We start from the raw sequence: 26,988 nt of genomic DNA, 5'->3' as shown, positions 1-26,988 counted from the left end.
GAGTATTATCATGCAAACTATTAACAAGAACAAAAAAGGTTGGAGTATTCGCGACGTTATTTTTCTAGCAATTATTGGTATCTTTTTTGGAATTATCTATCAACTATGGAGCTATGCATATTATGCTATAGCCGCTACGCCATTAAAAGCCTATGCTAATGATGCTACACTAGGTGTGTGGATTATGGCAGGGCCGCTCGCTGGGATTCTATTACAAAAGGTTGGCGCAACTGTTATTGGTGAACTTTTAGCTGCAGCTGTGGAGATGTTACTTTTTTCAAGTTGGGGGGCTTCTACTTTGATATCTGGCTTTATTCAAGGTATTGGCAATGAACTAGGCTTTGCAGCAACAGGCTATAAAAACTGGGGGAAATTAGGCCTTCTCTTATCTACGATTGGCTCAACTATTATTACATTTATCTGGGATTTATTTCAAAGTGGTTATTCTTCTTACAATTTTGGAATGTTAATTTCTTTGTTCATTATTCGTTTCATTTCAATTGGCTTTTTTGCTGGAGTCTTAGTATATTGGACTAAATCACTTTTAGATAAGACAGGATTGATTAAATAATGACTACCACCTTAACTGTTAAAAATCTGACGTTTGCATATACAGATAACCAGCCGCCTGTTCTTGAAAACATAAATTTTAAATTAGCATTAAATACATTCAACTTACTAGTTGGGCCATCTGGCTGTGGAAAGTCTACTTTTTTTAAACTATTAGCTGGTCTATATCCAGAATATGGCGGAAAAATTACTGCTGGTGATATATTATTAAACGATGTATCCGTTAATAATATTGTTCCATTTGAACGAGCAAAATATCTTGCAATGCTTTTTCAAAATCCTAGTCGTCAATTTGCCATGCGGACTGTAGAGGAGCAAATAACTTTTGCGCTTGAAAACATTCAACTGGACCGCTCAAAAATTAAACAACGAGTTGCTTGGGTCTTATCTGAACTACATCTAGAAAACTTTACCAAGCGTGAGTTGCTGACTCTTTCTGGCGGAGAGCAGCAGCGTGTCGCCTTAGCAACTATTCTTGCACTAGATAGTCAGATTATTTTACTTGACGAACCCTTTGCCAATGTTGATCCTGTTGCTAGAAAACAATTGTTACATGATTTAAAAAAGCTACAACTAAAACATCATAAAACTATTTTTATTACTGATCATGATTTTAGCAATTACACTGGTCTTGTTGATAACTTATATAAGATTGAAAATAAACAACTAACTAAAGGTTCAACTAAAATCTTAGATAAAATTATTTTCTCCAAGCAAACGCAACAAAATTTTGGTTCACTACACAATTTAACTTGGAATAATCTGAGCCTATCTATTCATGACAAAATATTATTGCAGCCTAATACACTATATTTGCCTAAGGGACAAGTTGGTTTGCTCTCAGGTGCAAATGGCGTTGGAAAGTCTACTTTTTTTGGAGCACTAACACATCAGACCACCTACGAAGGTGATATTTTTTATCAGCAAAAATTAAGTACTAAATATAAACGGAAAGCTTGGGCACAGATAATTGGCCTAGTTTTCCAAAATAGTACTGATCAATTTGTTCGCTTAACCATTGCTGAAGAATTAAATTTATCCAAAAAGCATAGCCTTCATCCAGAATACTGGACTGATTCACGAATTAATGATGCTTATCAACTATTAAATCTAACGAATCTTTCAAAACAACATATTGTCTATCAACTTTCAGGTGGACAACAACGTAAATTACAAGTACTATCAATGCTAATTATGGCACAACCAGTTTTATTATTGGATGAACCATTAGCAAGTCTTGACTCTACTTCACTTAATAATGTTTTACAACTTATTATTGAAGTAACTCAAGCTTTACAGTTAAGTACTCTAATTATTTCACATCAACTTGTTGAAGTTCGACCGCAAATTGACTATGAGCTAGAAATTACTGATAAAACATTGCATCTAAGGAGGACCACTAATGAAACTTAAACCTCTAAACCCTGCAATTCTTTTTTTAATCATGTTAGGTATTGGTCTTCAAACCACATTTGTTAAAAGTGTTTGGCTAAATTGCATTGTTTCATTACTAAGTATTTTATATATAATAATTTTTAGACGGGTTAAATTAAAAACTATTTTTATTGTAATCTTAGTAACTCTACCGCTTGCTTTTGGTAGTTGGTGGTCATTTATGTTGTTTGGTACAACCGATAAATGGCATATTGCTTGGATTTATGGGACTCGTGTCTACGCTTACTTGCTTATTGGTTCAGCGCTAACTTTAACAGTTAGCGTCAAACAATTATTATTTAATTTAGCTGGTCACTTAAAATTGTCAGAAACCTTTGTTTTTGGTTTGTTGGCTGCTTTTAATCTTCTCCCTCGAGTTCGGCAACAATTCAAACGGATTCAATATTCCGCTCAAATGCGCGGCATTACTTATCGCCCTTGGCAACCTGGACTTTATTTAAGAATTATTATTATTGCACTAAACTGGTCTGGTGATCTTGCTGAAGCAATGACCTCTCAGGGTTTTTCAGAGGGTTATCAACGAACTGCATTACAAACACAAAGGTTGCCTAAATGGCAATGGGGATTAACTATTCTACTATTATTACTGTATACTTACTGTGGCTTTATTCTAAAGCCATGGTAAAAAAATTGACTAGAGCGTTGTTATTCAAGTTGAAATAACATACATTCTAGCCAATTTTTTATTTTAAATCCATCTATTCAAATTAGTCGCTTACGTACAAATAATTTTCTTATTTCATCAATTAAAATAAGTGGAAATGGAATACAGATTAAAAAGAGCCAGTCTCTATATTCCAAAGGTGCCGTCCCAAAAACTGCTTGTAAAATAGGCACATATGTCAATGCTAAGAATAGCACTACTTCAAAGATAATCCCTGCAAAAATTAGGGAATTATTCCAGAAGTATCGCTGAAACATTGATTCTTTTTCATAACGACAATTTAATACAGCTGCAATCTGACAGAAGATAATCGCGCCAAGTGTAACCGTTGTTGCCTGAGCGTAAGCCGTTCCACTATTTGCTAAATGTGGGAAAATATACCCAGAAAAGTAGTTACTAAAGAAATATGCACCTGTTGAAATAATTGATGCCCATAGTCCATACCAACAAAATGCCTTTAATAATAATTTTCTGTTAATCAGATGCTGTTTTAGTGAGCGTGGTGGCTTTTCCATAACACTATCTTCTGCATATTCTTTGCCTAAACCAAGTGCTGGTAACATATCTGTTCCTAAATCAATCGAAAGAATCTGCATAATAGTCAACGGTAGTGGAATCAATCCCCCACTCAATAAAAAGAGAACCGATGGAACTGCTTCTGGCATATTACTATTTAGGATATACAGCAAAAACTTTCGAATATTACTATAAACTCCGCGCCCTTCTTTTATGGCCGTCACAATTGAAGCAAAATTATCATCTGTTAAAATCATATCAGCTGCTTCTTTGGCAACGTCAGTCCCTGTAATACCCATTGCAACTCCAATATCAGCTTTTTTTAAAGCAGGAGCATCATTAACGCCATCACCTGTTACAGCAACAACCTCACCCATTTGTTGCAAATTTGTAACAACTCGATATTTCTGTTCCGGTGCCATCCGTGCAAAAACAATTTCACCTTTTAACGCTTGCTTTAGTTCATTATCTGACATTTCCTTTAATTCTTCACCTGTTATTACTTTTACAGCGGCATCAGCTGGAACTATTCCAATATTACGCGCAATACTTTCTGCCGTTAAACTATAGTCTCCAGTTACCATAATTATTTTTATTTTAGCTTTATGACATAATTTTGCTGCTGCACGAACCTCTTTTCGTGGAGGATCAAACATAACCGTTAACCCCACAAAAATCATATTTTTTTCTACATTTTCCAAAGTTGCTTTTTCAATCTCAGTTCTATATTGCGTTGGTAATTCTTGACAAGCAACAGCTAAAACGCGTAACCCTTGCTTAGCATAACCATCATTTGCTGCCATAATTTTTTGTCTTATTTCTGCTGTTAAAGTTTTTACTTTTCCATCTTCTAGATAACTATTACATTGTTTTAACACACAATTAGGCGCACCCTTTGTGAAAGTATCAAACTTGCGTTCTGTGACCCTTTGCTCTATCACTGTCATCATCTTACGATCAGAATCAAAAGGTAACTCTTTAATCCGCGTAGCCACCTTTCTTTCTAATTCTGGGTTAATGCCGCCTTTAGATGCTGCAACTTCCAGACAAGCTTCCGTGGGATCACCTAATATTTGATAACGCTTATGGTGTTCATTAGGAGCTACAATCTTTGCATTATCTGCTAATAACGCCCCTCTTAATAATTCAAATAAATCCGGAGTATCTACCGCTTTAACTTCTTTAGGCCCTTCTAGAATTTTCCCCTTAGGTTCATACCCTTCTCCGCTAACCGTATAGCTATGTTTAGTTGTCCATAAATGATTGACTGTCATTTGATTCTGCGTTAAAGTCCCTGTTTTATCAGAACAAATAACTGAAGCTGATCCTAACGTCTCTACACTGGCCAATTTTTTTACTAGCGCATTTTTTTGTGCCATTCTTTGTACAGCTCCTGCTAATGAAAGGGTTACAGTTGGTAACAATCCTTCTGGTATGAAAGCAACGATCATGCCTAACCCAAATACAAAAGCCTTAACAACTGGATAATGAACTACAAAAGTTGCTAATAAGAAAAATGCAATTCCAATTGTAATAGCCAATGCAGATAACTGTCTTGTTAATACATTTAATTCTTTTTGTAATGGACTGATATCCTCTTTTACGTTTTGGGTTAAATCTGCAATTTTTCCAAAATCAGTACTCATCCCAGTCACAACGACAATACCTATTGCATTTCCTTTAAGCATCGATGTTCCTGAAAAAATCGTATTTCTTAAATCTGCATGATTTCCTGTTACATCCTTGATAGCACGAGCATCTTTACTAACAGGGTTTACTTCTCCTGTTAAAGTTGACTGATCCACTCTAACATCCGTTGCATGTATTAGTCTGATATCTGCAGGAATATCATCGCCTTCTTCAAGTTTGACTATATCTCCTGGTACTAATTCTTGCGCTAATATCTTCTTCTCTTCGTTTTCACGAATTACCCTTGTATAAGCAGGCAACATATCTTTTAGTGCAGCAGTTGCTTTACCTGCACGGTACTCTTGCCAAAAACTAAAACAACCATTAATAATGTTAACTGCCCAGATAGCGATACCTAACTCAGTTAAATCCGCAACGAAAGATATTAATCCAGCAACCCATAATAAAATCGCCATTAAACTAGTAAAATTTTTAACAAATTTTAACCATAATGGTTCTCCCTTAGCCTCTCGTAATATATTCTTACCATACTTTACTTGTCTTTTTTCAACCGCTTGAGCGCTCAATCCGTTTTTAGTGGTATCCAATTGATTATATATCGTCGCATCATCCGTAAGCTGTGCGATGGTTGTCACAAAATCTCTTTTTTCATTTTCCATCTTAAACACCTCTTAACTCTAAAATAACACCGGATACAGTTTTATTAAAAATAAAACTTAATATTTCATCCTTATCTTATCAAATTTAATCGATATAAGAAAGCGTTTTATAGAGACAAAAATAAAAAAGCGTATCAAATATACCCTTAATCATCAAAAATACTCTTTTGAATACATTATAAATATATTGATTCACTCTTAATTTTAACTTATTTTAAAATAAAAATATGCAATAATAAATAGCCACTACTACCTACACAGGCTAATCCTAATAATATTATCAAAATGCGTGTTAACCAAGTATCTCGCGCTTTCATGGTTAAAGCTCCATAAATCATCAAAACCCCAACAACAAAAAGCAACATGATGATTAACGTTTTTGAAACCCGCACCGTCATCACCTCATCTTTATCAATACATTACTGATTATAATGCTTGCTTCAGATAAAGTATACATAAAATCGTTCAGAAATTTTTATTTGAAAAATTATTAAGAAATCTTTCCAAATTAAAAAAGCCGAAAATATTCGACTTTTCAAAATTATATTAAATTTTATTCTAGTACCAGCCGTTAGCTACCCAGAATGCCTTAGCTGCTGCCCATGAGCCATAACGTGCTGTAACATATGCATTAGCAACTTTATCTTGGTTAGCTGCTGAATAATCACCATTCAACATTGATTTTGATAATTGGTATTTACCATAATAATTACCATTTGATGCTGTATATGAACCACCTGATTCTTTTGAAACAATAAATGCTTCAGCAGCTGCTTCTGTTGTAGATGTACTTGCAGAACTTGATGCAGCTACTGTACTTGTTGCAGTTGATGTTGTTGTAGCTGTTGAACTAACCGAAGCTGTACTTGCAGTTGAACTAACTGAACTTGCTGTGGCTGCTGAACTTGCTACTGTTGAAGAAGCTGCACTAGTTGAAGCAACTGTTGATGTTGCTGTACTTGCTACTGTTGATGTTGCTGTGCTTGTTGCAGTTGATGTTGCTGTAGATTCATTATTTGTATTAACTTTTAATTCATTACCAACATAAATCAAGTTAACATTTGATAAACCATTCAAACTACGAATTGAATCAACTGTAGTATTATATTCTGTAGCAATTTCTGAAACAGTATCACCTGATTTAACTGTTACAGTATCAGCGTTAGCTGCGACTGCTGATGCTGCCATAAAACCTGCGGCTGCTGTAGCTGATAATAATAATTTACTTAATTTCATATTGTTATTCACTCCTGTAAAATTCTATATACTTTAGATTATGTTTTCTCTTACTATTCGGAAAACGTCTAGTTTTTAATGCCCGTTTCCTACGAGCTAACAGTAATTAGTATACGGTCTTTATGTAACAAGAGAATACCAGTAACATTACTAAACAGTCGTTTTTTGTAATATTTTAGTTTTTTTGTAATATTGAGTAATAATTAATTTTTATAATTTTTTATTTATAGCTTATAAAAGCTGTTATAACAACTTCTGCTAAAAAAAACAGTTTATGACAAAAATAGTAGTTATTTAGGCAAAATAAATTCAAAAAAAACTCAAAAAAAAATATTTTTTTCTTTTTTTGTATTAAAAACTCGAATTTAGGCTATTTTACATCTAAATATCCTCTTTTTGTAAAAGTTCTGTCATTTAGTAATTTTGCTCAGAATTGATTGGTACAAATTTCAAAGAACTCTACTCTCTCTTTTCTCTAGCCTAATTCATCGGGTTAATTGCTCATGTTGCTTATGTTTTCTGTATATAAAATAGTACAAAAGAGCTAGAACCATTACGCAACTTATTACAATCACTGCATTTTGACTTTTACCTTTAAAAATAAAGTCACCTCCAAATGCATATAAAAAGGAGGCAGGAATTACTCCTATAATAGTAGAAAAAATTCTCTTTCTAGAATTTATATTTAGTTTTAATGCTGCATAATTAACCAAAAACGAAGGAATTATCGGAATCATGTATCCCAATGTAAGACCTATTGTTTTATTATTAAAACGAGATAAATCTTGAATAACATTCCCCAATTTAGCTGTTTTATTTTTCAAATTAACTTTTTTAATCACAAATGCAATAATTATATTGCCCAGGCTGTTGGCCACAACATTCATGATAAACCCTAGCCATGATCCAAATAATATGCCATTAAACACACAAAAAATTGAATTGGATATTCCCGGGATTGCCCCCATCAAACTTGTGAGTAAAATTAATAAAAATATATCTCTTGGACCATGATTACGAAAAGTTGCAGTTAACAACTGGGTATCTTTTCTTTTATCTAGTAATCTTATTAATTCTGGATAATAATCCTTTATAAGAATACTTGCTACTATAATAATAAGCATTACATCTACTATAATAAGCACTCTAATAATTGCTTTTCTTTTTTGCACCATCTTTTCTTTTTCCATTTTTTCACTCCCTTATTATATTTTAGCTTAAATCATAAAAAAATGTGCATCTTTTAGGGTTTTATACTTTATTGTCTGCAACATTTAATGCTATACTAATACATGAAAATATTTAGACAAATTTATATTGTTCATTAAGTTGAAAGCGAGGGTATTGAATGTTAAAAGAGTTTAAGGAATTTATTGCTAGGGGAAATGTGCTAGACTTAGCTGTTGGTGTTATTATTGGGGGAGCTTTTACATCGATTGTTACAGCATTAGTTAATTACATAATTAATCCATTAATTGGTTTATTCTTAGGTAGTATTGATTTTTCTGACTTTATTATCAAAGTCGGGGGAGCTTCCTTTAAAGTTGGCAGTTTTATTAATGCCATTATCAATTTTTTGATTATCGCTTTTGTTGTTTTCTTAATTGTTAAAGCTGTTAATAAAGCCATTCCAAAGAAAGAAAAAGAACCAACTGTAGATAATGTAGCAATTGAAGTTGAACTATTAACCGAAATCAGAGATTTACTTAAAAAAGAAAAATAATCCACTAACAAGACTAAGCGCTATGTATTTAAGCAATTAATGTTTGCAATAGTAAAGAGTTCAAACTCAATGTCACATACGTCATTGAACCTGAACTCTTTTTTTTCATTAACATTTTTTCATATTAATCTGGCAATTCTACTGTATCATTAACTTCTTTAGCGGCCTTAAGATCAGGCCCTTCGATACTACTTTTTATTGCCCATCTATAAAAAAGTAATGATACCACAATAATAATAATAAAATCAGTTGGATACGGTAAAATGTTTTTACCACCAAAACTTGTGCTTCCAATATAAGACATAGTCGAAATAAAAATCAAATAGACTATCATCCATAGTGAACCTTTCACTTGATCCTTCCAATTTTTTATACCATAACGCCATTCATAGTAAAAATAAATTGGCAATCCCAAAGCAATAACAAAAATTACTTCAATTGTCGTAGGCCACATTGCCCAATATATTGCTAAACTAGTTAGTACAAACGAAGTTGGTGCTAGTACCGGAAGCAATTTTGATTTTACTGGTCTTTTGAAATTTGGACGTAATTTTCTTAATGAAAAAGCTGTAACAGGTCCTGTTAAATATGCGATTAACGTTGAAGCGGAAATTACACTGGCTAATGTACTCCAATTTCTAAAAAATAAAACTAATATTACTGATAAAATAAAATCAGCTATTAATGCAAATCGTGGTACCATATAGCGTCTTTCTAAGCGTCCTAGCCAAGTAGGAACGTGACCGTTTTTAGTCATTGATGCCAATGTTCTTGCTGCAGTAGCAACAAATGCCACTCCGGTACCAAAAGGTGAAACAAAGGCATCTATATACAATAGAACCGATAACCAATTAAGCCCTACTAAAATGGCTAAATCTGCAAATGGAGATGAAAAATTAACACCTTGCCATCCATGATTTAATAAAGATGGTTTCACTGCTCCTATAAATGCAACTTGTAACAATATGTAAATTATCGCTGTAATTGTTAGTGAAATAGCAATGCCTCGAGCAATATTCTTATGTGGTTTTTCTACCTCACCACCCATGTTGATAATCGTTTGAAAAGCATCATAAGAAAAAATAATTCCTGAAACTGTTGTTGCTTCAAAAACAGCTCGTAATCCATATGGTGCAAATGAATGCCAAGAATTGCCAAAATTTCCTGTATGAAATCCACTGCATAGTAGCATAATTATTGTTAAAGTTGGCATTCCAATTTTAAAGAAAGAAATTAAACTAGTAAATCGCGTTAAAATTTTTACTGACCAAAAATTTAAAAGCGTAAAAAAAAGCATAAATCCGACAACAACAACAATACCTAATCCAGATACACTCCCATTATGCATAAAACTTTTTGTCCAATTTGCCCACTCCCATGGCCACGTACTCATATATTCGACTGATGCAACTGCTTCAATTGGCACAAGTGTGATTAAAGAAATCCAATTTGCCCAAGCCGCTATAAAACCTAACAAAGGTCCATGACTATACTGGGCATAACGACTCATTCCACCACTTTCAGGAAACATCGTTCCTAATTCTACATAATTAAATGCAATAATCATAATAATAATTGCACCCAAAACCCAAGAAATAATAGCTGCAGGCCCAGCCACACGTGCTGCCTCGCCTGCACCAAATAACCATCCTGATCCAATTAACGAGCCTAATGCCAACATCACAGCAGAAAACAAACTAATTTTGTGTCTTTTAATCTGCATTACGTTAAAAACCTCACATCATAAATTAAAAAGAATTTAAATTTAATTATAACATATAAACTAAAATATAATTAGAAACTATTTAACAAAATAGACCTTATCTTTAATAAAATCAAATTCTTTATGATGCTTGTTTAGTTTAATTGGTTCTTCTAGTTTCACCTTTTCCCAAAAAAGTTCTGAATTCGTTGCTCCATTCTTCTCGCCGATTAGAATAAAATTCCCCTGCCAATTTACTTTTCTTAACCAACTTAAAACTTCCCAGTCATTCTGGTTATTATCAGGTGCCCATGCCATTATAATATTTTGAACCTGTAGATAATATTTTTGTATTGCTTGCATTGCATCTAATCTCTCTACATTTGTCCAAGGAGAAGGCACCTCAATATCTTGACCTTGCCACAAAAAATTGTCTGTCGCATATGTGTTATTTAAATTCGCACTTATAATTGCATTTCCAGCCATCAATTCTAATGTTTTTGTATTTCCCAAAAAATCACGTAAATCTGCTAACCATCTTGTTGAAAAAATATGCCAAACACCAAAATTTTCAATTACTACTTGTCGCAAATCTAATAATAAATCTTCAACCTCAAATAATTCCGGATGTTCAAATAATTCTTCTTGTGTAAATGACAATTGTGGTAATTCTTGCACTGGTATTTGCTTATTACTAAGTGCGATTACAGTTTCTTTAACAGCATCAACTTTGTGATTAACTTGGGGTATTTTTGCATATTTTTTTTGCTGATTATCTAATTTACTAAGGTATTTTTGATATTTCATAAAAATATCTCTTTTCTGTATTTTCTATTAAGTATACCAAAAAAACAGGCTTTTGAGAGATTCTCAATTACCTGCTTCCAAATATTAGATCTTATTCACGTACCGGGGTATTACTAGTGAATAATTGTAGTAGGAAAGGATTCACTAGAGGTTTTGGTACGTACTCCCACCACCCACCAGATTACATTTAGTTCTTCGTTACTTTGTTATTTTCATTCTTTGTAACTTTCATTTGGCTGATACTGATATAGCCTAATTTCTTAACTAAACTCTTTTGAATAGTTTTAGATTTTACATATTTGATAAATGCTTTAGCTTCTTTAGAAGTTTTCTTTTGTGTGTACATATGTTCATAAGACCAAATTTTCCATTTATTAGTCGTAACGTTTTTATCGGTTGGTTTTACATGGTTAATGGATAATGGTTGCACCTTAGCTTTATTGATATATGAAAATGCTAAGTAGCTAACAGCGCCTGGTGTACTTGAAACAATTTTTTCAACTGTCCCATTTGAATCTTGTTCTTGTGATTTAACAGCTGTTGCTCCTTTTAAAACTGCATTTTCAAAAGTAGCTCGTGTTCCACTACCTTCTGCACGGTTAACAACAACTATTTTTTGATTTTTGCCACCAACTTGTTTCCAGTTGGTAATCTTTCCTGTAAAGATTTTCTTTAATTGTGCCATTGTAACATTTTTTACGCCACTCTTCTTATTAACAACAGGTGCCATGCCCACAACAGCTACCTTATGATCTGTTAATTTACTTGCTGTAATCCCAGTTTGTTGAGAAGCAAATATATCGGAGTTCCCAATTGTTACTGCACCTGATTGCACTTGACTTAAGCCTGTACCTGAGCCGCCACCCTGAACTGTGATCGTTACACCTGAATGACTTGCCTGATATTTAGTTGCCACTTGCTCAATCAATGGTTGTAATGCTGTTGACCCTACTGCTGTTATTTTCGTATCTGCATTCACCGTAGCTGGATTATGATTAATAACCATCGCTCCAGTTGCCAACATCACACTCCATGATGCTACAAAGGCTAAGATCGTCTTTGGAAATGATTCTTTAATAGTATGCATTTTTTTATTCCCCCGCAACTTGTGTACGTTTTTGTACTACCTGAGTACGTAAGTTAGTATAACGGGTTAATGTAAAGAACAGTCCTTATATATGTAACAACAAGGTAAACGTTATGTAAATTGATAATTTACATTAACTAGCTTTCAAAATAATTAGCCTATATTCTGGACTTCTCCCCTTATCTAGTATCTAAAATAGAAAATTTATGCTCATTCCAATCAACTTTTTTAGAATTTGTTTCTATTCTACTTATCTTAATTCGAGCCGTTTTTTGCATTCGACTAAGAAAAAAGTAAATTTTTTCAGGTGCTCCTTGAATTTCCATTTCTACTTGTCCATTATTTAAATTTCTTACCCAGCCTGTTAAAAAAAGACATTGTGCTAAAACCTGTGCTTGATAACGAAAACCAATGCCTTGAACAACTCCTGTAAAAATAAAATGTTTTCTTTCTGGGTAAGTCTCGACGAAATCTGGAATTTTTGTTGTTTTAACTGCTACTTTTAAATATCTGTGCTGTATCTTTTTTATAAATTGTTCAAACAATTACATCACCTCAAAGTTTTCTTCTTCTATTATTAGTTTAATTAAAAATATGTACTTTGTAAAAAGGATATACTATTATTATAGAAGAAACTTTACAGGGAGTGTGATTTTTTGACTAAAAAAACGCGTTATATAAAATTATTTTCACACAATGATTTAGATGGCTTTGGTGCTCCTGCATTATTTGATGCTGTGCAAGACCAGCTTTTCAAAGGAATAATTTTTGATCTAACTACCTGTCCAGCTGGTCGGTTAGATTCTAAACTAGCAACTTGGTTCAGACAACCTGATATAACCCGTTATACCGATGTTTTTATTATGGATATGACCCCTGATAGCGATTATTCATTTCAGCAACTTGAACAACATTTTGCCAACCATTGGTTAATTTTTGATCATCATGAAAGTGAAGAAAAATTACGCCAGGATTACGCAAGTAACTGTATTTCACCTAACAATACAACTATTAACCCAAGTGCCACCAGTTTGGTTTGGGATTGGCTACAAAAAAACCCCAACTTCTCGCGTTTAAATCCACAAAAAAAATCTGATCTTGCAGAATTAGTAGAGCTTATCCGAGCTTATGATACATGGGATTGGCAAAATGATCCTGATTTTCCCCTCGAAAAACGCCAAGCTGCAGATGATTTAAATCAGCTTTTTTGGTTTTATCCACTTAATAAATCCCACCAATTTGTTAATGATGTTTTCACTATAGGATGGAGTAACTATCGTAAACAAAATATGTTATTAATAGAAACATTAAATGGTCGTCGTCAAAGCTATATGCAAAAACATCTTCGGACCGTAACTACCTTTAAAATTAAGGACAACAGTTTTGGCGTTGTATACGCAAGCGATTATAAATCAGAAATTGCACATGCTTTGCTAAAAAAATTTCCTGTTGATGCTGCCTTAGTTATTGATGATCATAGTATCTCTCTTCGTAGTAATGGCAAACTTGATGTTGCAACTTTTGCGACTGAATATTTTTCTGGTGGCGGTCATGCAGACTCTGCTGGCGGAAAACTAATTATTAACCCTATAGAAATTGGAGAACAAGCTGTCGTTGATATTATCAAACAACATGAACAAGTTACCGAGCGGGTTAATGCTGAAGCACAAGTAGAGTCTAGTTCTGTTGGAGATCAACTCGATCCCAAAGTTGCGGCTAAACTTGCAGCTTTATTTAATAAAGATTAATTATCGCTAATTACAAAAAGACAGGCTAAAACAGTTAATTGAAACTGATTTTAGCCCGTCTTTTATTTTTACCTGTAACATTTTTACTTAAATACTTTGCAATGCCTTTTTCATTTCAGATGTATATTCTTTTATTGCCTTAGTTGCATCTGGTTGATTATCTTTAATTATTTTAACAATTTCACTTCCAACAATCACACCATCAGCTAACTTACCTAATTCTTTAGCTTGTTTAGGTGTATGTACACCAAAACCAATAGCCGTCGGTGTATTAGTAACCTTTTTAATCTGCTTAAGCACATCTTCTAATTCTTTTGCAAACGTATTTCTTGTTCCCGTTATTCCTAAAGAAGATACCACATATATAAATCCCTGTGCATCACGAGCTATTTTTTCAACTCTGTCTCCAGAAGTTGGCGCAACTAACGGAATTAGCGCCACTTCATTTTCTTTAGCAATTGGCTCAAGTTCACCTTTTTCTTCATATGGCATATCAGGAATAATTAAACCACTGACCTCTAACGCTTGACATTTTGCACAAAAATTTTGATATCCATACTTAAAAACTAAGTTAAGATACGTCAAAAAGACTAATGGTACTTGCGTTTTTTCTCTAATCTTTTTGACAAGCTCAAAAACTTTATCCGTATTCATTCCAGCAGCAAAAGCTCTTAAATCTGCCTCTTGTATTACTGGTCCATCAGCTACTGGGTCTGAAAATGGTAAGCCAATTTCAACAATATCTGCCCCACCCTCAGCTAAAGCAATCACATTATCCACAGTCGCTTCAAAGTTAGGATCACCTGCAACCACAAAACCGATAAAAGCTTTTTTGTTTTGAAAAACCTGACTTAATTTATTCATCAATCTTTATCCCCCTATACTTTGCAATTGCAGCAACATCTTTATCTCCACGTCCGGATAACGTGCAGATAATAATCTGATTTTTTTGCATAGCTGGTGCAATTTTTTGAACATAAGCAATAGCATGACTACTTTCAATTGCTGCTACAATTCCTTCTGTTTTAGCAATATATTCAAAGGCTGCTACAGCTTCATCATCTGTAATATCAACATATTGTGCTCGTTTGCTGACAGCAAGTTTTGCATGTTCAGGGCCTATCCCTGGATAATCAAGACCAGCTGAAATTGAATAAACACTATCTATTTGACCATTTTTATCTTGAAGAAAAATTGACTTCATCCCATGAAAAATACCATCTGAGCCTTTAGCAATAGTAGCTGCTGTTTGATTCGTATTCACACCCTTACCAGCCGCTTCCGCACCTATTAATTGAACACTTTTATCATCCAAAAAAGCAGCAAATGATCCAATGGCATTACTTCCACCACCGACACAAGCAACAACCGCATCAGGTAGTTTTCCTGTCTCTTTTATAATCTGTTTACGTGCTTCTTGACTAATTACACTTTGAAAGTGATGCACCATTTCAGGATAAGGTGCTGGCCCAGTCGCTGATCCCATTACATAAAATGTATCTGCAACTCGCCGAGTCCACTCTTGCATCGCTGCTGTAATTGCATCTTTTAAAACCATTGAACCGGCAGTTACAGCGTGGACTTTAGCTCCCAAAAGTTCCATTCGGTAAACATTTAGTTTTTGACGTTCAGTGTCCTCTTTTCCCATAAAAATTTCACATTCCATGCCAAACAATGCTGCGATTGTAGCAGTTGCTACACCATGCTGTCCAGCTCCAGTTTCTGCAATTAACCGTGTCTTTCCCATTCTTTTAGCTAATAATGCTTGTCCAATTACATTGTTTATTTTATGTGCTCCTGTATGATTTAAATCTTCTCTTTTCAAATAAATCTGAGCACCCCCTAAGTCTTCACTCATACGTTTAGCATAGTACAACATTGATGGCCTATTAGCATAATTGTTCAATAAATCCGTTAGTTCTCTTTTAAATTCTGGATCGTCTTTATATTCTCTAAAAGCATCATCCATACGTTTAATTTCTGTCATTAAGGTTTCTGGAACGTATTGCCCACCATATTGACCATAGCGTCCATTCTTTACTCTTGTTGTCATTTAAAATACCTTCTTTTAATTAAATTTATGCACTAATTGCGTTATTTGTGCCATCTTATCAGCGTCTTTTAAGCCATTTGTCTCAATTCCACTGGAAACATCTATTACATCAGGATTTGTATCCCTTATAGCGTGCTCTATATTTTTTACAGTTAATCCCCCTGCTAAAAATAGCGGCTTGTTTCTTTTAACAGGTATATTTTTCCATTTTGTAAATATACCCGCTCCTTCACTTGCATCAAGTAAAATTGCATCAGCTATCGTTTCACGATATTCTTCTTTTAATGCTTGAATTACATAAAGTCCTTGTCCTTGTATCTTTTCAATCAAAGTAGAATCTATATCACCATGCAATTGCACACAAGAAATAATTTGAGCATCTGCTAGTAACTTAATTTCTTCAAATCTTGGTTCTACAAAGACTCCAACAGACTTTATTTGCGGTAATAGTTGCTTTCGTAATTGTTTTGCTTGCTCAAAAGTTAATTTTCTTTTACTATTTTTAGCAAAAACAAAGCCTATATATTCAGGTAAAATTTTATTAGCTGCTTGAATATCTACATTACGCGTCAAACCACACAACTTAACTTTCATCTTCTTTTACCTCGCCTAATAAATTAGTTAAGCAGGCTTTTTTATCAGTTGCCCGCATCAGTGTTTCACCTATTAAAACCGCATCAACATTAGCATTTGTCAAAATCTTTAGATCCTGTGCTGTTTTAATACCACTTTCTGCAACAAAAACAATATTTTCAGGAACTAACTTGCGTAACTGCAAAGAATTGTTTAAATCAACACTAAAATCTTTTAAATTACGATTATTTACTCCAATTATCTGGGCACCAGCTTGTAAAGCTTGCTTTACCTCTTTTTCATCATGTGTTTCAACAATCGCTGCAAGTCCAAGTTCGTCAGCTAATTTAAGATATTCTTCTAATTGCTGCTGTGTCAAAATAGCTACAATCAGTAAAATCGCACTTGCACGTGCAGCTTTTGCTTGATATATCATGTATTCTGAAATCGTAAAATCTTTTCTTAATAATGGTATTTTCACTTGTGCTGCAATTTTTGTTAGATAGTCCAGACTGCCTTTAAAATACTCTGGTTCAGTTAAAACAGAAATTGCATCAACTCTTGCTTCAGCATACTTTTTTGCAATATCCAGATAATCAAACGAATTAGTAATTTGCCCCTTCGATGGTGATGCTTTCTTAATTTCTGCTATTACGCTCAGCCCAGGTTTGCCTAATGCAGTCATAAATTCATCACCTGGCCTAGTCACATCATGTTGCACCCTTTTTTTTAAGTCTGACAATGAAGTTAATTGGCGTTGTCTTTCTACTCTTTTCTTAGTTGCTATAACTAAATCATCTAAAATCATCTTGCAACCTCTGCTTGACTAGCGGCAATAAACTGTTCTAATTTGGCTATTGCTTTTTGGTTTAAAATAGTTTCCCGCGCTAATTCAATTCCTTGTTCGATAGTTAACTCAGGCTTTGCAAGATGAATTGCACAACCTGCGTTTAATAGTACCGTATCTAATTTTGGTCCTTTTTGACCAGCTAAGATTGAACGTGTAATTTCAGCATTTTGTTTTGCTGTTCCGCCAACTAAATCACTTTTATTACAACGTTCAAATCCAAAATCTTCTGGTTTTATGCTGTACAGTTTAATTTCATCATTACATAATTCACATACTTTTGTTTCGCCAGTTAATGTTACTTCATCTAATCCATCTGCTCCATTAACTACTAATGCTCGTTTCAAGCCTAATTGTTGTAACACTCGCGCTAACGGTTCTACAAGTTCTGGACTGTACACACCTAACAGCTGTAAATTAGCTCCTGCCGGATTAGCTAATGGACCTAAAATATTAAAAATTGTTCTAATCCCCAATTCTTTGCGTACTGGAGCTACATATTTCATTGCTTGATGATATTTTTGTGCAAATAAGAAACAAATATTTAATTCAGCCAATAATCTTTCGTTTTGTTCTGGTTCTAAATCAATTTTTACACCTAACGCCTCCAATACATCTGCAGCGCCGCTTCTACTAGAAGCCGCCCGGTTACCGTGCTTAGCTACAGGTATTCCCGCAGCGGCTACAACTAACGCTGTAGTAGTTGAAACATTAAAAGAATTCGAATGATCTCCTCCTGTTCCAACAATCTCTAGCACATCTCCACTAGGTGAAATGGTTAATGCCTTATCGCGCATTGCTTGTGCCGCTCCTGCAATTTCAGGAATTGTTTCTTTTTTGACACTTAATGCAGTTAGTAAACTTGCAATTTGAACTGCACTAGTTTGCCCGCTCATTATTTCATTAATAACATTCCTTGCTTGTTCGAAAGTTAAATCTTCTTTTTGTGCGACTTCTTTAATTGCTGTTTCTATCATTATTTTGCTACCTCCACTTTTCTTGTCATTTCAATAAAATTCTGTAATATTTGCCGTGCAACTTTACTATCAGTCATGATTGACTCTGGATGAAACTGTACCCCAAAAACTTGTTTTCTCTCATCACTAACTGCCATAATCTCATTGTCTTCCGTATCTGCTACTAAAGTTAATGTCGTATTTTTCAATCCAATTGCTGCAAGTGAATGATAACGTGCAGCTTGAAAACTAATAGGGCATTTGCTAAAAAGTTTACTTTTAGCTGTAAGTTTTATAGATGATGTTTTCCCGTGCATTAGCTTTTTAGCAGCCGTTATTTTTGCGCCATATACCTCACAAATTGCTTGATGTCCTAAACACACCCCTAAGATTGGTTGTTTTCCACTTAAATAACGCACCACATCTTCTGTAATTCCAGCATTTTTAGGTTCTCCTGGCCCTGGTGATAACACAATACCACTAGGCTTTAATTTTAAAATTTGAGCTACTGTTGTTTCGTCATTTTTGATAACTTTAATTTTTTGAGTAGTTAATTCACCTAATAGTTGATATAGGTTATACGTAAAGCTGTCATAATTATCTATTATTAAAAGCATTGCTTACCACCTGCCTTTTTTCTGAACTATTTAATAACGCTTCTTTTACTGCACGAACTTTATTATTAAATTCCTGATATTCTTGGTTCGAAATGCTATCTGCAACAATGCCTGCTCCAGAATGAATAACTAATGCTTGTTTTTTGCGATATGCAAGCCTGATTCCTATACACATATCTAAATCCCCATTAAAATCAAAATATCCTAAACAACCTCCATACAAACCACGTTTATTATTCTCTAATTCATCAATAATTTGCATCGCTCGTACTTTAGGCGCTCCAGAAAGTGTACCTGCAGGCATTAATGCATTTACAACATCAATTGCACTAACACCATCTGCACTTTCACTTTCAATCGTAGAACCTAAATGCATCACATTTGAAAACTTCAGTAATTTTCTTAATTTAGTTACTTTAACAGTACCAAAACGACTTATTTGCCCTAAATCATTTCTACCTAAATCGACCAACATGTTATGTTCTGCTTGTTCTTTTGAATCTGTTTGTAATTCATTTGCAAATTTTTGATCTTCACATTCATTTTTTCCTCGTCTTCGTGTGCCAGCTAGCGGATAAGTGAAAAGTTTATTTCCAGTTCGTGTTACTAATGTTTCAGGCGAAGCTCCTAATGCTTCAAACTGCTCATCATGAAAATAAAATTGATATGGTGCTGGACTTGTCTTAAATAATTCAGCAGCTGCTCCTAATAAACTGCCTGTCATTTTAGCTTTTTGTGGATTAGATAAAATTAATTGAAAAATATCTCCTGCTTTAATATATGCCCGTGTTTTCTCTACTTGCTCAGTAAATTCAGCTAATGAAAATTGTAACTTAAACGGCTCTGTTATCTTAAAACTAATATCTTCGTTAATTGATTTCTCTAACATTTCCACTATTTCTGCTTGCTGTCTCACTAACTGCTTGTAAACTTCAACTAATTTATTAACTAATTCATCACTATCAACAATTTGTGTTAGTGTCACTTCTTGTCTAGCATGATCATATGCAACAACATTTTTTACATATAACAAGCTAAAATCATCCAGTTCTAATGGATCACTTCCATGAGGATTCAATGTCTTATTAGGATATTTAGCATAATCATATGCAAGATATCCCATTAGCCCACCTGTAAAGGGTGGTAAGTCAGAACTTCTTTTTGTTTTTGATTTTGCTAGTAGTGACTCTAAAAAAAATTGAGGTTGTTTTTCTATAACCTTGCTATTTTGCGTTAATAATCCATTCCGACAACGAATTACTCCATCATCTGCTTTGCCTATAAAGGTGTATTTGCTTTTAGTATCTTTGGGTGACCCCGTCAATAAAAAGCAATGCTCTTCTTTTTTATTTAACTCTGTTATTAGTTTAAGAGCATCAAAACTTGCTACCTTAAATCTTATAGCAACAACAACTGCCGGAAACTCATTTGCTTGCTGTAATAATTCATTTTTTGTAAAAACATCAACCATACTACCGACCTCGCTTTATTAAAATACACAAAAAATCCGCCCTAAACTGAGTTGTTAAGGACGGATTTTACCGCGGTGCCACCTTATTTGAGTACACTTGTATCCACTGATCCACAATAACTTTTAGATACAAAATACTCCTGCTTAGCGAGGGACCATCATCCCCCCGACAACTGACGTATGTCTGCACGTCTCTTCATACTCATTACTTTTCAAAAGAGCCCTCGGTGGTCCATTTAGCTAACTGCGTTCGATTGCATTCTCATCATCTGCAATTCTCTGTGCGTGCACGATAACCTTGATCTCCACCTCGTTGGTTTATTGGACGAATATTTTATTGTTTTTAATAATAGCGAGTGTTACATGTTTTGTCAACCTTTTTCACTATTTTAAATAAATACTATTATATCAATGCTTACATAGTACAGAATCACATATCATAAAATTACTATTTTTAAATATTATTGTTATATCAACACTTCTATAAAATTAAAAAATAATAAAATATTTTTTAATTTTCAGCTTCCATTAATACTAATGCACCTTTATCATATCGATTGCGTGTTTGTGAGTATTCAAATGGGCGACCATCTGCTAAAAAACAAACCTGATCCACTTCGAAGATTGGATCATTTTCTTGACAATCCAGATATTTTATATCATACGCATCAGATTGATCAGCCCTAAAAATTCGATTTGCTTTACCTATTTCGAGTTGTAAATCTGTTTTTATATAACTATAAATAGACTTTTCTAAAACATCTGTTGTTATCCCCGGAATAACTACTACCGGCATAATTGTGTATTCCAATTTTAAGGGTTCATTATTAAATACTCTTTGTCGAATTATATCATACACATATTCTTGAACACCAATTCTTAATGCTTCACACTCCTCTTTTATTGGTTCTCGGATATCAAAAGAAATAATTTTGCTTTTTAACTCTCCTGTTTTCCCGAGCCAACTTGACATGCCTTTATGTTCATGTGCATCAACACTTAAATAGTTGGTATTCTTTTCAACAAAAGTTCCATGTCCTTTAACTGCATGAACCATTCCTTTAAATTCTAGTAATTGAATCACTTTACTAATTGTAACTTTACTTGTTCCATATCTTTGTGCCAACTCTTCAAAGCTTGGTAATTTATCATGGTATGCACCTAAGATTATTTCAGACTCAATTTTTGCTGCTATTGATATATATTTCGTTTCCTTCACTAAAAAGCCCTGACCTTTCTCTGCTTCTGTAAGTAAAGCGCTTACTTTACTTACAAGTATAGCAGTATTTACACATCAATTCAATTAACCTACTATTTACTTGTAAGCTATAGCAAACAATTTAAAAATGAAATGAAAGGTGTTTACTTATGTCAAAATTCTATTGGGGAAACTCAACTTCAAGTATGCAAACCGAAGGCGGTTGGAACGAAGATGGAAAATCACTCTCTGTTTATGATATTCGCAAAGGCGATAGTACCCATAGTGATTGGCATTTTGCCAATGACAATTATCATAATTTTATTGAAGACCTGGACTATATGCAAGATCTGGGTATGAATATGTATCGTTTTCAAATATCTTGGTCTCGTTTAGTTACAGATGGTGATGGCAACTTTAATGAATTAGGGTTTCAATATTACGATAAATTAATTGCAGCTTTACTTGAAAGAAATATTGAACCAATGATTTGTTTGTATCACTTTGATATGCCTTTAAAGCTGGCACAAAAATATAATGGCTTTTCAAACAAACAAGTAGCTGATGCTTTTATCCGCTACGGTAAAGCTGTTATTGATCGTTATGCTGATAAAGTACATTATTGGATTACATTTAATGAACAAAATTTATACTCACAGCCAAGTACTGCTTTTAGAATTGCTGGTTCTCTAAACGGTAAACATGATATTCATGAACTATATCAAATAACACACAATGTTATGTATTGCCATGCAACCCTCAGCAATTATTTACATGCAACTACTTCCAGTAAAATAGGTGGCATGCTTGCATATAGTCAAGTTTACCCTGCAACATCAAATCCAAAAGATTCTTTTTTATCACATCAATGGGATGAGTTTATAAATCAAAATTTACTAGAAGCATTTGCAAATGGTCACTACTCTTCAACTGTACTAGGGTACATCAAAGCACATAACATTGATGTCGAAATGACCCAAAATGAGTTAGCTGAGATTTCTAAAATGTCCAGTGATTTTTTAAGTTTTAGCTACTATTCCTCAACTGTACTTTCTTCAGAAAAAATTACTACTGATATTGCTCCTAATTATTATCTAGATTATGGTGCCATAAAAAATCCATATCTTAAAGAAACTGAATGGCACTGGCAAATCGATCCTTTAGGTTTTCGCGATGTGCTTACTAAAATGTATGAACGTTATCATCTACCAGTTTTTCCAATTGAAAATGGCATAGGAGTTCGTGAAAAATGGGATGGAACTAATGAAATTCAAGACGATTATCGTATTGAATACCATCGTGAACATATTAAAGCCATGCAAGCTGCTATTTCAATAGATGCAGTTGATGTCATTGGTTATCTTGGTTGGGGCTTAATTGATATATTGAGTTCTCAAGGTGATATGGAAAAACGCTATGGTGTTGTTTATGTTAATCGTGATAATCAAGATTTAAAAGATATGCAACGTGTACCTAAAAAAAGCTATCACTGGCTTAAACAGGTAATTTTATCTAATGGAGAAAAGCTACGCTGATATAATGAAAGGAGTTGTTTTTTTATGGACGGAACTAATACACAATCTCATCCAAAACTACAAAAATTCTTAGATAAATTCACCGAAATTTCTGTAAAAATAGGCAATCAAGTTCATTTGCGTTCTTTGCGAGATGCTTTTGCAACAATAATGCCTATGTTCATTCTTGCAGGTATGGCTGTTTTATTTAATAATGTTATTTTTACATGGTTGTTCCATGGGTCTACACTTACAAAGGTTCAAGTTTGGGGCACTGCTATTACCAACGGGACTTTAAATGTTGCTAGTGTTTTAATCGCTCCTATGATTGCCTACTTCTTAGCTAAAAATAAAAACTTTGAAAATCCTATTTCAGCAGCTGCAATTTCATTAGCAACTTTATTTGTTATGCTAGCTATTAATGTTGATATCGTACCCAATAATTCAACAAAAACCGTCGAAATAACCGGAGCCGCTCTTTATAGCCAAATTGGTACAAAAGGCATGTTTGCAGGTATTATTGTCGGCCTTTTAGCAACTGAAATTTACATGAAGCTTTCAAAAATCAAAGCTTTTAACATAAATTTAGGTGATCAAGTTCCTCCAGCCGTTGGTAGAAGCTTTACTGTTTTGATTCCATCATTGATAACAATTAGTCTTTTTGCAATAATTGCAGCTCTTCTTGCTGCTTTTAATACGGATTTAGTTTCTTTAATCTCTACACTAGTACAAGAACCATTGCGTAAAGTTAATACTTCTTTACCTGGATATCTATTAATTTATTCAACTGGCAATTTTCTATTTACCTTAGGTATTCATCAAACCGTAATCAATGGTACCTTACTAGACCCATTAACTCTTGTCAACATGAATGAAAATATGGCTCAAGTTGCCGCTGGTAAAGCACCAACACATATTATTAACTCAGATTTTCAAACTTGCTATGCTCAAATGGGTGGTACTGGTTTAACCATTTCACTAATAATTGCAGTAATGATCATTGGAAAATATAGACCCCACAAAGATGTTGTTAAACTTGCTTTAGTGCCTGGTATTTTTGAAATCAATGAACCAATAATCTTCGGATTTCCAATTGTTTTTAACATTCCTATGATTATTCCATTTGTTTTGAGCCCAGTTATTGGTGCATTAATTGGCTATTTTGCAACTGCAATCGGCTTTGTTCAACCACTAAGCGTCTATATTCCCTGGACCACTCCTCCGATTATAAGTGGTTTACTAGCGAGCCAAGGTGATTGGAAAGTTGTTTTAGTTCAAATTATTATTCTAGCTGTATGTACTGTCTTTTATATGCCATTCATTAAAATTGCTGAACGTGTTGCCATTAAACAAGCTGAAATGCAAAATGCTTAAACCATAATTCAATATAGCCAGTTGAAGTATGTAATAAAAGATGACTAGTCAGAGAGCATTAACATCGTAAGTTAGGTCATCCGGAGCCTAACTTACGAGGGGAATCTCAACTAACTACTTTTTTACACACATTATAGCATTAAATATTTGGAGATGTTTTTTCAAACTCTTTCTGCATTTGCCTCACCTTCTTATCTAGGTTAAAAAGATATTTCCAATAGAACATAGAAATAATTAATATTTTCCTCTAATATAAAAAACCAGTCTATGAAAAACTAAAAATTATCATAGACTAGTTTTTATTTCAGGACTTATGATAAAGCCCCATCTTTGATAGCTGTGTCCATTTTCTCTTGAATTATGACACACAATCATCTGTTAGATTTAGCAAAGATAATGCGCTTACAAAAAATCAAATTATCATTGCTATCCCTACAATAACTATAATTATTCCAAAAGACATACCACCCCATAAAGCTCGTGGCATCCAACCTGTAGTGGCTGCTCCTTTAGTTTGTCTTACAGTTTCAATTGTTTTGCGTACAGAATAAAATTCCCATACACCAATCATTGTAAATATGACACCAATTATTCGTATAATCATTATGCTTCACCTCTTAATAATAAACCGATAAATTATCCGTCCATTTATAATTAACTACCACACTACCACTTCATAAAAAATGTCACTCGAAAAAAATAAGTTTTCTTACTTAATTCTTGGTATTATTATACACCTATAGCATAAGAAAGCACACATAATTATATAATTTTTTTACAGTTTATCTTTTACGTAAAATTCATTAAATGTCACATTGTTTTTTAATATCTACTACTATAAAAAATAAGTTTTTATTTATTTTATTAACTTATGAATTATATAACCGATATATACATAGAGAGTATATCTGCTCTTAAAGCTAAAAAGAAGGTTGGATATCAATGGCAACAAAAGAAATCAGCGATCAAGAATTACTAATTACATATCAAAAAATAATGAATCTTTTTCCACAACTTTTCAAAGATGCAATTTCTGTAGGACTTGCTGATACTGAAAAATTCATTAGTGTTATTCCACATCAAGAAATCCCCATGCAACTTGGAATTGGCGATCCTGTTCCAACTGGTGGTGCCGTCCATGATGCTCTAGTCTCAAAAAAGCCAGTCATTCGTGAAGTTGGTAAAGAAGTTTATGGTGTCGCTTTTCAATCATTTGCATTCCCTATTATAAATAATGAACATCTAATTGGAATCTTAGTTATTGGTAAGAGCTTGAAACGTAAGCATCAAGTACTTGAAAAAGCTCATTCTTTAGCTGCTGCATTAGAGCAAACAACAGTTGCTATTAATGAAATTGCAAATGGCGCCCAATCACTGGATCAAACCAATCAAGAACTATCAAAGTCAGCTGAAATGACAGTTAGAAAAATGGAAGATATTAAAAAAGTGGTTACTTTTATCCGTTCTGTTTCACAAAGAATAAACATGCTAGGTATTAATGCTGCAATTGCAGCAGCCCATACAACATCTACACAATCAGCTGGATTCGGGGTTATAGCTCAGGAAATTAGAAAACTTTCTACAAATACAGCTAATTCAATCAGTGAAATTGATTCAGTGTTATCTGAAATGAATCAACAGGTATCTGACTTTTCCACTAATTTAAAATCTTCTGTCAATACATTAGGTGACCAATCAGCGGCTACTGAAGAAGTTCTGGCCTCTATGGAAGAATTAAATGAAGTTGCTAAATTGATGGAAGATCTTGCTAATTCTTTATAGTTCAGCTAACGCAAAATCAAAAATAATATTTTAGCTATCTTTTCTTTTAAAACGCGATGTAATTCCAGGTTTTTCCAATATCATCAATAGCTTAAAATTTATTTTTAACCAGTTTAAAATATGCCCATTAATAATCCTATATGGAAAATTAATGAGCATATTTTCTCATTTACAAGTAAGTCTAGCTAAACCTCAGTAATTAAATCTACAAACTTAAATTTTTTAGTCATTTGATCAAACTCATATTCAAATATATTGCAGTTCCCTACTCCATTTTTCAAGATTTCTGCCATTTCACTATCAGTTGTCCAATGATTTAAGAAATTAGTACAAGCGCCACCATGCGAAACAACTAAAACCTGCTGATTTTCAGTTTGCTCCATAATCTTTGTGCAACATTCTACCATTCTTTTTTCAACATGTTCTGCAGCTTCTCCACCATAATCAACAAAAAAATTATTATAGCGTTCCCGCGCTGGATTTAAGTTTTCACTTTCTCCTTCAAAAAGGCCAAAATCCATTTCTTTTAATTGCTTTAATCGTGTATAAGGTTGCTTTGTTATTAATTCTAAAGTATCTGAAGTTCTTTCTGAAGTAGAACAGTAACAATTATCTATCTTTATTTTTTCAAAATATTTTCGTAGTGCCGTGGCTTGCTTTATTCCCTTTTCAGTTAACGGTGAATCACATACTCCTTGAATTTTTCGAAGAGCATTAAATCGAGTTTGTCCATGGCGTACCAAATACATTTTTTTCAAAGTGCTTCCTCCCTTTATCAAACAAAAC

The 26,988-nt window shown here is 33.6% G+C and carries 26 protein-coding genes; 8 read left to right on the top strand and 18 right to left on the bottom strand.

The genetic code is table 11. From position 1 onward, the window contains the following. Nucleotides 1-10 precede the first annotated feature (10 nt). The 3 genes from LB941_RS05050 to LB941_RS05040 are packed head-to-tail and all read left to right on the top strand — an operon-like array spanning nt 11 to nt 2,650. The gene (locus LB941_RS05050; RefSeq protein ID WP_253360023.1) at nt 11-571 is read left to right on the top strand and encodes an ECF transporter S component; all 561 of its coding nucleotides are present in this window, start codon (nt 11-13) and stop codon (nt 569-571) included. Then, a complete protein-coding gene (locus tag LB941_RS05045) occupies nt 571-1,983 on the top strand; it encodes an ABC transporter ATP-binding protein (protein WP_253360022.1) in 1,413 nt (470 codons plus the stop codon). Before LB941_RS05050 ends, LB941_RS05045 begins: the two co-directional genes overlap by 1 nt. Then, the gene (locus tag LB941_RS05040; protein ID WP_253360020.1) at nt 1,973-2,650 is read left to right on the top strand and encodes an energy-coupling factor transporter transmembrane component T family protein; all 678 of its coding nucleotides are present in this window, start codon (nt 1,973-1,975) and stop codon (nt 2,648-2,650) included. Before LB941_RS05045 ends, LB941_RS05040 begins: the two co-directional genes overlap by 11 nt. Before the next feature lie 77 nt (nt 2,651-2,727). Here LB941_RS05040 and LB941_RS05035 read toward each other — a convergent pair whose 3' ends face one another. The 4 genes from LB941_RS05035 to LB941_RS05020 form a co-directional block, all read right to left on the bottom strand. After that, nucleotides 2,728-5,514 (bottom strand): cation-translocating P-type ATPase, encoded by a 2,787-nt coding sequence (locus LB941_RS05035; RefSeq protein ID WP_253360018.1) that lies wholly within the window; start codon nt 5,512-5,514, stop codon nt 2,728-2,730. A gap of 209 nt (nt 5,515-5,723) precedes the next feature. After that, nucleotides 5,724-5,906 carry a hypothetical protein gene (locus LB941_RS05030; RefSeq protein ID WP_253360016.1) on the bottom strand — a complete coding sequence of 61 codons (183 nt, stop codon included), beginning with the start codon at nt 5,904-5,906 and terminating at the stop codon, nt 5,724-5,726. Nucleotides 5,907-6,072: 166 nt separating this feature from the next. Further along, entirely contained in the window at nt 6,073-6,750 is a 678-nt protein-coding gene (gene apf / locus LB941_RS05025) for an aggregation-promoting factor (RefSeq protein WP_253360014.1), read from the bottom strand. Between the two features lie 485 nt (nt 6,751-7,235). Next, complete coding sequence (locus LB941_RS05020; protein ID WP_253360013.1) at nt 7,236-7,940, bottom strand: TVP38/TMEM64 family protein; 705 nt, start codon at nt 7,938-7,940, stop codon at nt 7,236-7,238. A 158-nt stretch (nt 7,941-8,098) separates the two neighbouring features. Here LB941_RS05020 and mscL point away from each other — a divergent pair, with 158 nt between their 5' ends. After that, entirely contained in the window at nt 8,099-8,473 is a 375-nt protein-coding gene (mscL, locus tag LB941_RS05015; RefSeq protein ID WP_253360012.1) for a large-conductance mechanosensitive channel protein MscL, read from the top strand. Nucleotides 8,474-8,597: 124 nt separating this feature from the next. Here mscL and LB941_RS05010 read toward each other — a convergent pair whose 3' ends face one another. The 4 genes from LB941_RS05010 to LB941_RS04995 all read right to left on the bottom strand — a co-directional run bounded on the left by LB941_RS05010 (nt 8,598) and on the right by LB941_RS04995 (nt 12,614). Beyond that, entirely contained in the window at nt 8,598-10,196 is a 1,599-nt protein-coding gene (locus LB941_RS05010) for an APC family permease (protein WP_253360011.1), read from the bottom strand. A gap of 78 nt (nt 10,197-10,274) precedes the next feature. Continuing rightward, on the bottom strand, nt 10,275-10,982 hold the full coding sequence (locus tag LB941_RS05005; RefSeq protein ID WP_253360010.1) for an SAM-dependent methyltransferase: 708 nt from the start codon (nt 10,980-10,982) through the stop codon (nt 10,275-10,277). 187 nt (nt 10,983-11,169) lie between these two features. Beyond that, the gene (locus LB941_RS05000) at nt 11,170-12,069 is read right to left on the bottom strand and encodes a phosphate ABC transporter substrate-binding protein (protein ID WP_275979995.1); all 900 of its coding nucleotides are present in this window, start codon (nt 12,067-12,069) and stop codon (nt 11,170-11,172) included. 179 nt (nt 12,070-12,248) lie between these two features. Next, entirely contained in the window at nt 12,249-12,614 is a 366-nt protein-coding gene (locus LB941_RS04995) for an acylphosphatase (protein ID WP_253360009.1), read from the bottom strand. 111 nt (nt 12,615-12,725) lie between these two features. Here LB941_RS04995 and LB941_RS04990 point away from each other — a divergent pair, with 111 nt between their 5' ends. Continuing rightward, nucleotides 12,726-13,817 (top strand): DHHA1 domain-containing protein, encoded by a 1,092-nt coding sequence (locus LB941_RS04990; RefSeq protein ID WP_253360008.1) that lies wholly within the window; start codon nt 12,726-12,728, stop codon nt 13,815-13,817. Between the two features lie 87 nt (nt 13,818-13,904). Here LB941_RS04990 and trpA read toward each other — a convergent pair whose 3' ends face one another. The 8 genes from trpA to LB941_RS04950 form a co-directional block, all read right to left on the bottom strand. Continuing rightward, nucleotides 13,905-14,681 (bottom strand): tryptophan synthase subunit alpha, encoded by a 777-nt coding sequence (gene trpA, locus LB941_RS04985; RefSeq protein ID WP_253360005.1) that lies wholly within the window; start codon nt 14,679-14,681, stop codon nt 13,905-13,907. Continuing rightward, complete coding sequence (gene trpB / locus LB941_RS04980) at nt 14,674-15,870, bottom strand: tryptophan synthase subunit beta (RefSeq protein WP_253360003.1); 1,197 nt, start codon at nt 15,868-15,870, stop codon at nt 14,674-14,676. The genes trpA and trpB overlap by 8 nt, the downstream gene beginning before the upstream one ends. A 15-nt stretch (nt 15,871-15,885) precedes the next feature. Further along, nucleotides 15,886-16,464: a phosphoribosylanthranilate isomerase gene (locus tag LB941_RS04975; protein WP_253360001.1), complete on the bottom strand. Its 579-nt coding sequence runs from the start codon at nt 16,462-16,464 to the stop codon at nt 15,886-15,888. Then, on the bottom strand, nt 16,454-17,251 hold the full coding sequence (gene trpC / locus LB941_RS04970; RefSeq protein WP_253359999.1) for an indole-3-glycerol phosphate synthase TrpC: 798 nt from the start codon (nt 17,249-17,251) through the stop codon (nt 16,454-16,456). The genes LB941_RS04975 and trpC overlap by 11 nt, the downstream gene beginning before the upstream one ends. Beyond that, nucleotides 17,248-18,267: an anthranilate phosphoribosyltransferase gene (gene trpD / locus LB941_RS04965; protein WP_253359997.1), complete on the bottom strand. Its 1,020-nt coding sequence runs from the start codon at nt 18,265-18,267 to the stop codon at nt 17,248-17,250. Before trpD ends, trpC begins: the two co-directional genes overlap by 4 nt. Further along, complete coding sequence (locus LB941_RS04960) at nt 18,267-18,863, bottom strand: anthranilate synthase component II (RefSeq protein WP_253359995.1); 597 nt, start codon at nt 18,861-18,863, stop codon at nt 18,267-18,269. Before LB941_RS04960 ends, trpD begins: the two co-directional genes overlap by 1 nt. Continuing rightward, nucleotides 18,844-20,334, bottom strand: a complete 1,491-nt coding sequence (locus LB941_RS04955; protein WP_253359993.1) for an anthranilate synthase component I family protein — start codon at nt 20,332-20,334, stop codon at nt 18,844-18,846. Before LB941_RS04955 ends, LB941_RS04960 begins: the two co-directional genes overlap by 20 nt. Before the next feature lie 511 nt (nt 20,335-20,845). Continuing rightward, nucleotides 20,846-21,553: a GntR family transcriptional regulator gene (locus tag LB941_RS04950; RefSeq protein WP_253359991.1), complete on the bottom strand. Its 708-nt coding sequence runs from the start codon at nt 21,551-21,553 to the stop codon at nt 20,846-20,848. Between the two features lie 149 nt (nt 21,554-21,702). Between LB941_RS04950 and LB941_RS04945 the strand changes: the two genes are divergently transcribed. After that, the gene (locus LB941_RS04945; protein ID WP_253359989.1) at nt 21,703-23,067 is read left to right on the top strand and encodes a glycoside hydrolase family 1 protein; all 1,365 of its coding nucleotides are present in this window, start codon (nt 21,703-21,705) and stop codon (nt 23,065-23,067) included. A gap of 24 nt (nt 23,068-23,091) precedes the next feature. Then, on the top strand, nt 23,092-24,420 hold the full coding sequence (locus LB941_RS04940) for a PTS sugar transporter subunit IIC (protein WP_253359987.1): 1,329 nt from the start codon (nt 23,092-23,094) through the stop codon (nt 24,418-24,420). Between the two features lie 412 nt (nt 24,421-24,832). Here the strand turns inward: LB941_RS04940 and LB941_RS04935 are convergent, their stop codons facing one another. Next, on the bottom strand, nt 24,833-25,024 hold the full coding sequence (locus LB941_RS04935) for a hypothetical protein (protein WP_253359986.1): 192 nt from the start codon (nt 25,022-25,024) through the stop codon (nt 24,833-24,835). A 338-nt stretch (nt 25,025-25,362) separates the two neighbouring features. On the opposite strand from LB941_RS04935, the gene LB941_RS04930 reads away from it, so the two are divergent. Continuing rightward, on the top strand, nt 25,363-26,202 hold the full coding sequence (locus tag LB941_RS04930; RefSeq protein ID WP_253359985.1) for a methyl-accepting chemotaxis protein: 840 nt from the start codon (nt 25,363-25,365) through the stop codon (nt 26,200-26,202). Nucleotides 26,203-26,387: 185 nt separating this feature from the next. Here the strand turns inward: LB941_RS04930 and LB941_RS04925 are convergent, their stop codons facing one another. Beyond that, nucleotides 26,388-26,951 carry a histidine phosphatase family protein gene (locus LB941_RS04925; protein ID WP_253360031.1) on the bottom strand — a complete coding sequence of 188 codons (564 nt, stop codon included), beginning with the start codon at nt 26,949-26,951 and terminating at the stop codon, nt 26,388-26,390. Nucleotides 26,952-26,988: the final 37 nt, after the last annotated feature.

The sequence above is a fragment of the Ligilactobacillus ubinensis genome, assembly GCF_024160875.1.
Lineage (GTDB): Bacteria > Bacillota > Bacilli > Lactobacillales > Lactobacillaceae > Ligilactobacillus > Ligilactobacillus ubinensis.
The sequence above is the reverse complement of the archived record's forward strand: the minus strand, read 5'-3'. Positions and strand labels throughout refer to the sequence as shown.